Source organism: Amycolatopsis bullii (assembly GCF_014654205.1).
In the GTDB taxonomy this organism is placed as follows: Bacteria; Actinomycetota; Actinomycetes; order Mycobacteriales; family Pseudonocardiaceae; genus Amycolatopsis; species Amycolatopsis plumensis.
Genome location: NZ_BNAW01000035.1, coordinates 26,191 through 38,330, shown reverse-complemented (window position 1 = coordinate 38,330; position 12,140 = coordinate 26,191). Strand labels below are relative to the sequence as shown.

Here is a 12,140-nt window from a genome sequence, read left to right as displayed (position 1 = left end):
ATGAAGCTGATCCGCTTTTCCCTGCCGCTCGTGCTGGCAGTGGCCGCGTTCTCGCTCGGCGCCGCGCAAGCCGCGCCGGGCGAGAACGCCCCGGCGGTGCCGGCGGCCACCCAGATCCCCTTCGGTTTCACCCTCGGGGACGCGCAGCAGCCGACCACGAGCCACGTGGCCAAGCTCGGGTCCGACGTCGCCTTCCCGCCGGGCACCTTCGACGGCGCGCTGGGCGGCCTCACGAGCACCGTGCCGATCACCGGCAAGCTGACCATCCCGCCCACGAACGGCTACTTCGTCGCGTTCCGGTTCATGGCCACCACCGGCCGGGTCGAAATCGTCCCGGACGGCGACGCCGCCGGGACCGCGACCGTCCACACGGGAAAAGACAAGGACTGCAAGGCCACCCAGACCAACATCTGCGCCGACACGGACGTGACCGCCAAGGTGTTCATCAAGCTCTCGGATGTCGAAGTGGACGGACGAGCCCTCGACGTCGGCCCCGACTGCCGGACGGCCCAGCCCGCGGCGGTGACCATCAAGGCGCTGGTGCCGATCTCGCTGCCCGCCCCGCCGGTGAAGGTGACGTCGACCTTCACCACGCCGGAGTTCGCCGGGTGCGTCGGGCACGAGGACGTCAGCCGGCTGCTCACCGGCCTGGTTTCGGGCCCGGGCAACACTTTCGTCTCCAATCTCCAGCTGCGCTGCTTCAGCACCGGGTGCAAGCAGCCATGACGACGTTCCTCAGCGAAGCGCCGCAGAAGGCCGCGAACGGCCTGCGTGAGTTCGGCCGGATGTGCGCGATGGGCCTCGACGTCCTGCTCGCCATGCTCCGCCGCCCGTACCAGGTGCGGGAGTTCGTCCAGCAGTTCTGGTTCATCGCCAGCGTGTCCATCACGCCGGCGATCCTGGTCTCGATCCCGTTCGGCGCGGTCATCTCGCTCCAGCTCGGCTCGCTCACCAGCCAGATCGGCGCCCAGCAGTTCAACGGCGCGGCGAGCGTGCTGGCCGTCGTGCAGCAGGCCAGCCCGATCGTGACGACGCTGATCATCGCCGGCGCGGGCGGCAGCGCCATCTGCGCCGACCTCGGCGCACGCAGCATCCGCGAGGAGATCGCCGCGATGGAGGTGCTCGGCGTCTCGCCGATCCAGCGGCTGGTCGTGCCGCGCGTGCAGGCCGCCGTCGGGGTGTCCGTGCTGCTGAACGGCCTGGTCAGCGTGGTCGGCGTGCTCGGCGGCTACTTCTTCAACGTGATCGTCCAGGGCGGCACGCCCGGCGCCTACCTGGCCAGCTTCAACGCCCTCGCGCAGCTGCCGGACCTGGTCGTCAGCTCGATCAAAGCCGTCATCTTCGGCTACCTCGCCGGGGTCGTCGCGGCCTACCGCGGCCTCAACCCGAAGGGCGGCCCCAAGGGCGTCGGCGACGTCGTCAACCAGTCCGTCGTGATCACGTTCCTGCTGCTGTTCTTCGTCAACACCGTGCTCACCGCGCTGTACCTGCAGCTCGTCCCGGCGAAGGGAACCTGAGTGGCCATCCTCGGCAAACCCGGCGACCGGCTGTTCGACCTCGGCGACCAGCTGCTCTTCTACGTCCGCGCGCTCGCGGCCGTTCCGCTCGCCGTCACGCGCTACTTCCGCGAAGTCGTGCGGCTGCTCGCCGAAGTGACGTTCGGCAGCGGCGCGCTCGCGGTGATCGGCGGCACGATCGGCGTGATGGTCGGGCTGTGCGTGTTCACCGGCGTCACGGTGGGCCTGCAGGGCTTCAGCGCGCTGAACCAGATCAACATCTCGGCGATGACCGGCTTCCTGACCGCGTACTTCAACACGCGCGAGATCGCGCCGCTGGTCGCCGGGCTGGCGCTCTCGTCCACTGTGGGCAGTGGCTTCACCGCGCAGCTCGGCGCGATGCGGATCTCCGAAGAGATCGACGCCCTGGAGGTGATGGCCGTGCGGAGCATGCCGTACCTGGTCACCACCCGGATCGTCGCCGGGTTCATCGCCATCGTCCCGCTGTACGTCATCGGCCTGCTGATCTCCTACCTCGGCTCGCGGCTCACCACGGTCGTCTTCTTCGGACAGTCCGGCGGCACCTACGACCACTACTTCACGCTGTTCCTGCCGCCCGGCGACGTCCTGTGGTCGTTCGGCAAGGTGCTGGTCTTCAGCGTCGGCGTGATCCTGACGCACTGCTTCTACGGCTACCGCGCGAGTGGCGGCCCGGCCGGGGTCGGTGTCGCGGTCGGCCGGGCCGTGCGGACGTCGATCGTGCTGATCAGCGTGCTCGACCTGTTCCTCTCGCTGGCCATCTGGGGCGCGACGACCACGGTGAAGGTGTCCGGATGAGCCGGTTCCGCACGCAGCTCGCCGGGGTCGCCTTCCTCGGCGTGCTGGTCCTGCTCGGCTGGCTCGCGGTGGCCATCTACGACAAGGACTTCGACGACGCCGAACTGGTGACGCTGCGGGCGGACCGCCTCGGCAACCAGCTCGCGCCGACCGCGGAGGTCAAGGTCAAGGGTGTCCCGTTCGGCGAGGTCCGGGCGGTGCGCAGCACCCGGGCGGGCGCCGAGATCGACCTCGCGCTCGATCCGGCGAAGATCGGCCTGCTGCCCGGGAACGTGTCCGCGCGGCTGCTGCCGAAGACGGTGTTCGGCGAACGGTACGTCAACCTCGTGCTGCCGGACAGTCCACAAGGGAAACTCCAGGCCGGTGCCGTGATCGCCCAGGACCGTTCGACCAACGCCATCGAGCTGGAACGGGTGCTCGGCGACCTGCTGCCGCTGCTGCGCGCGGTCCAGCCGCAGAAGCTGAACAGCTCGCTCGGCGCGATTTCCCAGGCTCTCGACAACCGCGGGAAGCCCCTCGGCGACAGCATCGTCAAGCTGCAGGACCTCCTCGGGCAGGTCAACCCCCTGATGCCGCAGTTCAAGGCCGACATCACCGGCCTGGCGAACGCCGCCGACGTCTACACGAAGGCCGCACCGGACATCCTGCAGGCGCTGAGCGACCTGTCGACGACCGCGAAGACCATTGTGGACACCCGCGCGGACCTGGACAACCTGTACACGAGCGTCACCAGCGCCACCGGGCACCTGAACGAGTTCCTGCGCAAGAACAAGGACAACCTCATCGGCGTCTCGGCGGCGAGCCGGCCCACCCTGGAGCTGCTGGCGCGCTACTCGCCGGAGTTCCCGTGCCTGTTCGACGCGGTCAACCGGCTCAAACCGCTGATGGAGAAGGCCCTCGGCAAGGGCACGAACGAGCCGGGCCTGCACGTCACGCTCACCGTGCAGGACCCGCGCGAGAAGTACGTCCCCGGCCGGGACACCCCGCGGTTCGACGCCACCGGCGGCCCGAAGTGCTACGGCGGTGGCGCGGCGGCCGCCGCCGACGGCGACCTCGGGCCCGCGAACTCACCCGGCGAGCGGCGCCTGGTTGCGGAAATGCTGCGGCCGACGCTGGGTGAGGTACCGGACTGGAGCAGTGTCCTCATCGGACCGGCGCTGCGCGGGACGGAGGTGACCGTCCGATGAGGAGCGTTGCCGGACCCGCCGTCAAGGGCGTGATCTTCTTCCTGGTCACCGCGGCCGCCACCGCCGTGCTCGCGGTCACCATCGCCAATTCGAACGTCGGCGCGACGATCGGCTACACCGCCCGCTTCACCGACGCCACCTCGGTCAACCGCGGGGACGAGGTGCGGATGGCCGGGGTCCGGATCGGCCAGGTCGACTCGGTGCGGGTGGTCGAACACCGCCTCGCCGACGTCGAGTTCTCGGTCGGCCGCGCGCACCGGCTCACCGCGGCGGCCTCGGTCACCATCCGCTACCGCAACCTGGTCGGCCAGCGGTACCTCTCGATCGACCCCGGTGCCACCGACACGGCACCGACCCTGGCCGAAGGCGCGCAGATCCCCCTCGAACGGACCAGGCCGGCGCTCGACCTCACCGCGTTGTTCAACGGCTTCAAGCCGCTCTTCCAGGCGCTTTCGCCGAACGACGTCAACCAGCTGTCGTTCGAAATCATCCAGGTCCTGCAGGGGGAGGGCAGCACGATCGACAGCCTGCTGCGGCACACGGCGTCACTGACCTCGACGCTGGCCGGGAAGGACGCGCTGATCGGCCAGGTGATCGGCAACCTCAACACCGTGCTCGACACGCTGAACGCCCAGGGCGACCAGTTCGACACGCTCGTCGACACCACCGCCCAGCTGGTCACCGGCCTCGCCGCGGACGCCAAGCCGATCGGGCAGGCCATCGGCGGCCTCGGCGAGCTGACCACAGCGACCGCCGGGCTGCTCGAGCAAGGCCGTCAGCCGCTCAAGGACAGCATCACCGCGCTCGGCGACCTGTCGAAGAACCTGGCCGACAACACCCCGGTGTTCCAGCAGTTCCTCGACAACCTCCCGAAGAAGCTCGACCGGATCGGCACGCTCTTCTCCTACGGCTCGTGGGCGAACTTCTACCTGTGTTCGGTGCAGACCGACGCGAAACCGGCACCGGGTGGTCCGCCACCGGGCATCCCCGTCACCGCTGCGAGGTGCCGGTGAAACCGTTCCGCAGCCGCAACCCGATCGCCGTCGGCGCGGCGACCGCGCTGGTCATGGCCCTGATCGGCAGCGCCACCTTCTTCTCCGACGACCTGCCGCTCATCGGCGGCGGCACCACCTACCGGGCCGAGTTCCACGAGGCCGCGGGGCTCAAGCCGAACGACGAGGTCCGCGTCGCCGGGGTGAAGGTCGGCGAGGTCACCGACGTCCGGCTGGCCGGTGACCACGTCGAAGTCCTGTTCCGGGTCCGCGACACCTGGGTCGGCAACCGCACCACGGCGGCGATCAAGATCAAGACGCTGCTCGGCCAGAAGAACCTGGTGCTCGACCCGGTCGGCAACGCCGAGCTGAACCCGGACCAGGCCATCCCGGCCGACCGCACGAGCTCGCCCTACGACGTCACCGCGGTCTTCAACGACCTCGCGAGCACGGTCGGCGCCATCGACACCGACCAGCTCGCGCAGGCGTTCCGGGTGCTTTCCGACACGCTCGGCGCGTCCGCTCCCAGCGACGTCAAGACGGCTTTCACCGGCATCGCGGCCCTGTCGCAAACGCTGGCTTCCCGGGACGAGGAACTGGTCAAGCTGTTCCAGAACACCAACCAGGTCTCGAAGACGCTCGGACAGCGATCCGACCAGATCCAGGCCCTGATCCGCGACGGCAACACCCTGCTCACCGAGCTCAACGCCCGCAAGGACGCCATCGCGAAGCTGTTCACCGGCATCAAGAACCTCTCGATCCAGCTGCGCGGGCTGGTCGCGGAGAACCAGAAGACGCTCGGACCGGCGCTCGACCAGCTCGACCGCGTCGCCGGGGTGCTCCAGCGGAACCAGGGGAAGCTCGAGGACAGCCTGCGCCTGGCCGGGCCGTTCTACCGGCTGCTCGGCAACGCCGTCGGCAACGGCCGGTGGATCGACACCTACATCTGCGGGCTGATCCCCACCGGCACCACGCCGGGCAGCTGCCAGCCACCGAAGAACGGGGGACGCTGATGGCCCACCACCGCTCGAAGAGGGCACTTTCACGTGAAAGTGCCCTCTCCGCCACCCTCGTCGATCTGGGTGCGGCGGCGCGGCGGCGGACGAGATCGCGGGCCCTCACGCTCGGCGTCGTCCTCGCGCTCGTCGTGTCGGCCGCCTGGCCGGTGGTGACCGCGCCGGCCGAGCGGACGCTGACCGCGTACTTCACGGCCGCCGTGGGGATCTACCCGAACTCGGACGTCCGCGTCCTCGGCGTCGCCATCGGCTCCGTGTCCGAAGTGGAACCGAACGGCACCGACGTCAAGGTCACCATGACGCTGCGGCCCGGGGTGCCGCTGCCCGCCGACGCCGGGGCCGTCGTCATCACGCCGAGCCTGGTCGCCGACCGGTACGTGCAGCTCACGCCGGTCTACCGCGGCGGGCCGCAGCTGGCCGACGGCGCTTCGATCCCGCGGGAGCGCACCGCGACCCCGGTCGAGTTCGACGACCTGCTGCACAGCCTCAACCAGCTCATGTCGGCGCTCGGACCGCAGGGCGCCAACAAGGACGGCGCGGTCAGCGACGTCCTGACCCGGTCCGCGGACTACCTGAACGGCACCGGGCAGACCATCGGCACCGCGATCGAGAACCTCGGCGAGTTCGCCCGCACCGCGAGCGATTCGAAGGACGACCTGTTCGGTTCCGTCGACAACATCAGCAAGTTCACCGCGATGCTCGCGGCCAACGACGGCCAGGTGAAACAGGCCATTTCGCAGATCGCTTCGCTGAGCAAGGTGCTGGCCGACCAGCGCGACCAGTTCTCCGGCGCGCTGACCGAGCTGACCCAGGCGCTGAGCGTCGTGCAGGGGTTCATCAAGGACAACCGCGGCAAGGTTCAGTCCGATGTGGACAAGCTGGCCGACGTCACCCGGGTGCTCGTCAACCAGAAGGACTCGCTCGCCGAAGCACTGCAGGCGGCCCCGAACGCGCTGACGAACCTCCTGGGCGCCTACGACCAGGCCAACGGCACCATCGACGGCCGCGGCAACCTCCTCGAATTCGCGGAGCCGAAATGAAATCCCTGGTCAAGCTCGCCGCGGTGGTCACCCTCGCGCTGGTCACCACCGGCTGCGGCAGCGGCGTGAGCGTCTACGACATCCCGCTTCCGGGCGGAGCCGCGCTCGGCGACCACCCGATCCACGTGACCGCGAGCTTCACGAACGTCCTGGACCTGGTGCCGCAGTCCGGCGTCAAGGTCAACGACGTCCCGGCCGGCCAGGTCGTCAAGGTCGAACTGGCGCCGGACTCCCGCAGCGCGGTCGTCGAACTGCTGCTCAACGGCGACGTCGACCTGCCGGCCAACGCCGTCGCCCGGCTGCGGCAGGCCAGCATCCTCGGCGAGAAGTTCGTCGAGCTCGCCCCGCCGGACGACGCGACGCCGTCGGGGCGGCTGCTCGACGGCGCGACCATCCCCCTGGACCGGTCGACGTTGACACCCGAGATCGAGGAGGTCTTCGGAGCGCTGTCGCTGCTGCTCAACGGCGGTGGTGTCGCGCAGGTCCAGAACATCAGCCACGAGCTGAACGACGCCCTCGGGGGCAGAGAGACCGCAGCGCGTTCACTCCTGTCCAATTTGGACAGTTTTGTGCAGGGGCTCGACGAACACCGGAACGAGATCACCCGGGCCATCGAGAGCGTCAACAAGCTCGCGACGACCTTGAACGCGCACACCGACCGGATCACCACCACGCTGAACGGCCTCACCCCCGGCATCGGCGTGCTCAACCAGCAGCGGGAAGCCCTGGTCGGGATGCTGAAGTCGCTGGACGGGCTGACTTCGGTCGCCGTCGACACGGTCAACCGCAGCAAGGACGACCTCGTCGCCGACCTCCGCGCGCTGGAGCCGTTGCTGCGACGGCTGGCCGACTCCGGCGACAAGCTGCCGAAGGCGATGGAGATGGTCTTCACCTTCCCGTTCCCGGACGCCGCACTGGACACCATCCGCGGCGACTACCTCAACGGGTTCCTGAAAGCAGGCCACTGATGCTGACCCGGTTCGTGCGCGCGCAGGTGACGATCTTCGTCGTCATCGCCGTCGTCGGCGTCGCCTACGTCGGAGCCACCTACGCGGGCCTCGACAAGGTCTTCTTCGACCGCGGCTACACCGTGACCGCGCAGTTCCCGACCGGCGGCGGCATCTTCACGAACGCCGAGGTCACCTACCGCGGCGTGCCGATCGGCCGCGTCGGCGAACTGCGGCTGACCCCGGCCGGAATGGAAGCCGACCTCGAGATCGACTCCGGCACCGCACCCGTCCCGGCCGACACCGAAGCCGTCGTCGCGGACCGCTCGGCCGTCGGCGAGCAGTACGTCGACCTGCGGCCGCGCACCGACGGCGGGCCGAAGCTGCACGACGGCTCGGTGATCACCCAAGCCGACACGAAGATCCCGCTGCCGGTCGACATCGTCTTGTCGACAGTGGACTCCTTCGCCAACTCGGTGCCGAAACCCGCGCTGCGGACCGTCGTCGACGAGCTGTACAACGCGACGTCCGACGCGGGCCCGGCACTGGACCAGCTCGTCGGCCGGGGCATCGAGTTCGTGCAGGCGGCGAGCGCGCACGTCGCGCCGCTGACCCGGTTCGTCACCGACGCCCACACCGTGCTCGACACCCAGGTGCAGCAGGCCGGCGCGATCCGCGAGTTCGGTGCCAACGCGAAACTGCTGGCTTCGACGCTGAAGCAGTCCGACGGCGACCTGCGCACGCTGATCCCGGCAGTGCCCGCGGCCGCGAACGAGGTCGGCGCGCTGATCCGCGACTCCGGTCCGAACCTGGGGGTGCTGCTGGCGAACCTGCTGACCACCGCGGACGTCCTGGAAGCGCGCCAGGACGGGATCCGGCAGCTGCTGATCACCGCGCCGCAGGCGGTCGCGGCGGCGGGCACGATCGTGCGGCCGGACGGCGTCCACATCGGACTTTCGCTGACGTTTTTCGACCCACCGCCGTGCACCACCGGGTACACGACGCCGTACCGCAACGGCCTCGACACGTCGGTCCGCCCGCTGAACACGGCCGCGCGCTGTGCGCTGCCGAAGGGCGACCCGACGAACGTGCGGGGCTCGCAGAACGCACCAGGAGGACGGCCGTGAGGATTCTTGCGTGGGTGGCCGCGGTCTTGGCGGCCGTCGCCGCCGGCTGGTCGGGTTTCACCTGGTGGCAGGCGGCGCACGACGACGGCGTCGCCCGCGCGGTCGTCCGGGAGGAGGCGTTGCGGGCGGGCCGGACGGCGGTCACCGGACTGACCACCTTGGACTACCGGCAGGCCGCGCCCGGGTACCAGCACTGGCTGGACCTCTCCGGCGGCGCGCTGCACGACGAGCTCGCGGCCGACCGGCAGGGCAGCCTCGACCGGATCGCCCAGGCGAAGACCGTGACCACCGGGAAGGTGACCGACGCCGCGGTGACCGAAGTGGACACCGGCGCGGGGACGGCGAAGCTGATCGCCTCGGTCGAGCTGATCGTGGCGCCGGACGGCGGGGACGCCGTGACCAAGCGCAACCGGTTCCAGGCCGACCTGACCCGCGGCCCGGACGGCTGGCGCGTCACCGGCCTCGGCCAGGTTCCCGTCGGGGAGGCACCGTGAAGACAGCCACGAAGAAGCGTCCCGTGAAGGTCGCCGGCCGCCGGCACCCCGACCCTCGTGAGTGTTTGGACGGGTTAGAACCCGCCTTGCCACTCACGACCCCCGGGCCACGGCGGCGGGTGACGGTGGTGCTCGCGGTGGTGGCCGTGGTCATGGCGGGACTCGCGGTGTGGTTCACGCTCGAAGCGCGGAGCACGAACGCCGTCGTCGCGCACAACAGCGCGCTTTCCGATGTCGCAGGAACGGCCGAGGCCGGGAAGCAGGTCAGCGCCGCGCTCGGCACGGTCTTCTCCTACCGGTACGACGATCCGGCCAAGAGCGAGCAGGCGGCGAAGGACGTCCTGACCGGGCCCGCGCTCGCACAGTACGAACAGCTCTTCGGCCAGGTCCGGAAGCTGGCTGCCGAGCAGAAGCTGGTGGTGACGTCGACCGCCGTCGCGTCCGGCGTCAAGCTGCTCGACGGCGACCGGGCGGCGCTGCTGGTGTTCCTCGACCAGACCGGCACGAGAGGGGACGGGCAGCGCAGCACCGGCGCCGCCCAGCTGAGCGTCACGGCCGAGCGCGTCGCCGGGAAGTGGCGCGTCACCGGGATGTCCGCGGCCTGAGCATGCGCGAGGACCCCATGACCCTCTCCGAGCTGCTGGCCGGCCGCGCCGCGGCGGCGGGCTCGACGCCGGCCTTGACCTGGGCCCGGCCGGCGGTCACCTTGACCTGGGCCGAGCTGGACCGGCGGGTCACCGCCGTCGCCGCCGCCCTGCGCCGGGTCACCGAGCCGCGGCAGCGGGCGGCGATCCTCATCGAGCCGTCACCCGACCACGTCGTCGCGTTCCTCGGCGCGCTGCGGGCCGGGCTGGTCGCGATCCCCGCCGGGCCGGAGCGCCGGGCGAGCGTCCTCGCCGACGCCGAGCCGTCGATCGTGCTGGCGACCGCGGCCACCGTGCCCGCCATCCGGCGGTTCCTGGCCACTTTGGACACCTGCGGGCACCGGGTGCTCGCCGTGGACACCGTCCCGGACGCTTCCGGCTTCGCCGAAGTCCCGGTCACGCCGTCGGACGTCGCCTACCTGCAGTACCCGGGCGGGGTGATGGTCACGCACGCGAACGTGCTGGCGAACGCCCGGCAGGCGGCTCAGGCGCTGGGACACACCGCCGTGGTGAGCCGGCCGCCGGGCGATCCGCTGGGACTGGTGCTCGGGGTGGCCCTGCCGATCGTCACCGGCCGGCCCGTGGTGCACGACGCGTCCGCTCCCGACCCGCTGCCGGGGTGTTACGTCGTCGCCGAAGCGACCGCTCTGGTCGCTTGTGGACACCCGGCCGGCCAGCAGGTCGCGATCGTCGACCGCGCCGGAAGGCGGGTGCCGGCGGGCGACGTCGGCGAGATCTGGGTGAGCGGGCCGAACGTCGCCCGTGGCTACTGGCGGCGGCCCGAGGAGTCCGCGCGGGTCTTCTGCGCCCTCATCCCCGGCGACGACGAGCCGCGGTGGTGGCTGCGAACCGGTGACCAGGGCGTTCTGAACGCTTCGGGCGAGCTGTGCGTCACCGGCCGGAACTTCGTCGCCGGGCACCGGCCGGAGGACCTCGAAGCGACGGCCGAGCAGGCGCACCCGGCGATCCGGCCGCGTGCGGCGTCGGCGTTCGCCGTTCCCGGGGGCCAGGCCGTGGTGGTGCTCGAGCTGGCAGTCGGCGTCGTCCCGCCGCGCGGTGAGGTCGAGCGGGCGGTGCGGCACGCGGTGTCGGCGCGGCACGGGCTCACGCTGCGCCGAGTCGTCGTGCTGCAGTCCTCCATCGGGGACGGCCTGTGGTGACCGGGCCGGTGGAGCGGGCGCTGTCGCCGGGCGTCCCGTTCGCCACCTCGTCGTTCGAGGTGACGTGGCCCGAAGTGCCGCTGCCGCCGGTGGCCCCGCCCGGGCCGGGCGCGTGGCTGCTGCTCACCGACGAGCACCCGGCGGCGCTCGGCCGGGCCGTCGCGCTGGCCCTGGCGCTGGCCGCGGCCGGCGACGACGCGCTGTCGCTGCCGCGCGACGACCTCGACGAGCTGCCCGGGTTCCTCACCGAACGGCCGGTGCGCGGCGTCGTCTACCTGACCGGGTCGCCGTACGCCTACCACGATCCCGAGGCCGCGCAGGAACTGCTGCTGTCGGTGCGGTCGGTGGTCGCGCGCCTCGGCTTCGGCGTCCGGTTCCACCTGGTCACGCAGGCCGGCGGCGAGCCGGGGCTGGCGTGCCTGCGCGGGCTGGTGCGGGTGCTCGCCCTCGAGCGGCCGCAGCTGCGGGCCAGCCTGGTCGACTTCGACGCCCGGTCCGATGTGGACGTTCTGGCGCGCGAACTGCGGTCGGACGCGCCGGACGACGAAGTCCGCTGGCGGCACGACGTCCGGTACGCGGCCAGGCTGACGCGGGTGCCGTTCGCCGTCGAAGTGCCGACCGGGCCCGGCGCGTACGTCGTCACCGGTGGCCTCGGGCCCGCGGCCGCGCGGTGGCTGGCCGGCACGGGGGCCACCCGGATCGTCCTCTGTGGACCATCCGCGGGGGCGTCCGGCGCGGTGGTGGTCCCCGGCGACATCACGGAGCCCGGCGTCGCGGAGCGCCTGGTCACGGCGGCCACGGCGGACGGCCTCCCGCTGCGGGGCATCATCCACGCGGCGGGCGTCCTCACCGACGACCCGTCGGCGGCCTGGCACCGCGGCGTCCTGGGCGCCCGCCGCCTCCACGAGGCGACCGCGGACACCCCACCGGACTGGTGGCTCCTGGCCACGTCGGCCGCGGCGTTGTTCGGCGCCCCCGGCGAAACCTCCCGCGCCACGGCGGACGCCTGGCTCGAGGCGTTCGCCGCCTGGCGCCGCTCCCGCGGCCTCCCGGCCACGATCGTCCAGCTCGGCACCCCCCGCCTCCCCGACCTCCCCCGCCCCTACTTCTCCACCCTCTGACCGTGTCGACCCTCCAATCACACGTGATGCCCCTCCAATCACACGTGATGCCCCTCCAATCACGAGTGATGCCCCTCTG

13 protein-coding genes are annotated in these 12,140 nt (G+C 71.2%); all 13 read left to right on the top strand.

The genetic code is table 11. The annotated features are described in order from the left end of the window. Genes IE317_RS30415 through IE317_RS30355 form a run of 13 tightly spaced genes read left to right on the top strand, consistent with a single transcriptional unit; the run spans position 1 to position 12,061 of the window. Positions 1 to 726: a hypothetical protein gene (locus tag IE317_RS30415; protein WP_191314786.1), complete on the top strand. Its 726-nt coding sequence runs from the start codon at positions 1 to 3 to the stop codon at positions 724 to 726. Beyond that, positions 723 to 1,517: an MlaE family ABC transporter permease gene (locus IE317_RS30410; protein ID WP_043782186.1), complete on the top strand. Its 795-nt coding sequence runs from the start codon at positions 723 to 725 to the stop codon at positions 1,515 to 1,517. Before IE317_RS30415 ends, IE317_RS30410 begins: the two co-directional genes overlap by 4 nt. After that, positions 1,518 to 2,333, top strand: coding sequence for an MlaE family ABC transporter permease (locus tag IE317_RS30405; protein WP_191314785.1), 816 nt, complete (start codon positions 1,518 to 1,520; stop codon positions 2,331 to 2,333). After that, complete coding sequence (locus tag IE317_RS30400) at positions 2,330 to 3,520, top strand: MCE family protein (protein WP_191314784.1); 1,191 nt, start codon at positions 2,330 to 2,332, stop codon at positions 3,518 to 3,520. Before IE317_RS30405 ends, IE317_RS30400 begins: the two co-directional genes overlap by 4 nt. Further along, on the top strand, positions 3,517 to 4,533 hold the full coding sequence (locus IE317_RS30395) for an MCE family protein (protein WP_191314783.1): 1,017 nt from the start codon (positions 3,517 to 3,519) through the stop codon (positions 4,531 to 4,533). The genes IE317_RS30400 and IE317_RS30395 overlap by 4 nt, the downstream gene beginning before the upstream one ends. Next, positions 4,530 to 5,525 carry an MCE family protein gene (locus IE317_RS30390; RefSeq protein WP_191314782.1) on the top strand — a complete coding sequence of 332 codons (996 nt, stop codon included), beginning with the start codon at positions 4,530 to 4,532 and terminating at the stop codon, positions 5,523 to 5,525. Before IE317_RS30395 ends, IE317_RS30390 begins: the two co-directional genes overlap by 4 nt. Further along, positions 5,525 to 6,568 (top strand): MCE family protein, encoded by a 1,044-nt coding sequence (locus tag IE317_RS30385; RefSeq protein WP_191314781.1) that lies wholly within the window; start codon positions 5,525 to 5,527, stop codon positions 6,566 to 6,568. The genes IE317_RS30390 and IE317_RS30385 overlap by 1 nt, the downstream gene beginning before the upstream one ends. After that, positions 6,565 to 7,536 (top strand): MCE family protein, encoded by a 972-nt coding sequence (locus IE317_RS30380; protein ID WP_191314780.1) that lies wholly within the window; start codon positions 6,565 to 6,567, stop codon positions 7,534 to 7,536. The genes IE317_RS30385 and IE317_RS30380 overlap by 4 nt, the downstream gene beginning before the upstream one ends. Then, positions 7,536 to 8,642, top strand: coding sequence for an MlaD family protein (locus IE317_RS30375; RefSeq protein ID WP_191314779.1), 1,107 nt, complete (start codon positions 7,536 to 7,538; stop codon positions 8,640 to 8,642). Before IE317_RS30380 ends, IE317_RS30375 begins: the two co-directional genes overlap by 1 nt. Further along, positions 8,639 to 9,136: a hypothetical protein gene (locus tag IE317_RS30370; protein WP_191314778.1), complete on the top strand. Its 498-nt coding sequence runs from the start codon at positions 8,639 to 8,641 to the stop codon at positions 9,134 to 9,136. Before IE317_RS30375 ends, IE317_RS30370 begins: the two co-directional genes overlap by 4 nt. Beyond that, on the top strand, positions 9,133 to 9,741 hold the full coding sequence (locus tag IE317_RS30365) for a hypothetical protein (protein ID WP_373309150.1): 609 nt from the start codon (positions 9,133 to 9,135) through the stop codon (positions 9,739 to 9,741). Before IE317_RS30370 ends, IE317_RS30365 begins: the two co-directional genes overlap by 4 nt. A gap of 17 nt (positions 9,742 to 9,758) precedes the next feature. Beyond that, on the top strand, positions 9,759 to 10,940 hold the full coding sequence (locus tag IE317_RS30360; RefSeq protein ID WP_191314777.1) for an AMP-binding protein: 1,182 nt from the start codon (positions 9,759 to 9,761) through the stop codon (positions 10,938 to 10,940). Further along, on the top strand, positions 10,937 to 12,061 hold the full coding sequence (locus tag IE317_RS30355) for a KR domain-containing protein (RefSeq protein WP_229903006.1): 1,125 nt from the start codon (positions 10,937 to 10,939) through the stop codon (positions 12,059 to 12,061). The genes IE317_RS30360 and IE317_RS30355 overlap by 4 nt, the downstream gene beginning before the upstream one ends. Positions 12,062 to 12,140: the final 79 nt, after the last annotated feature.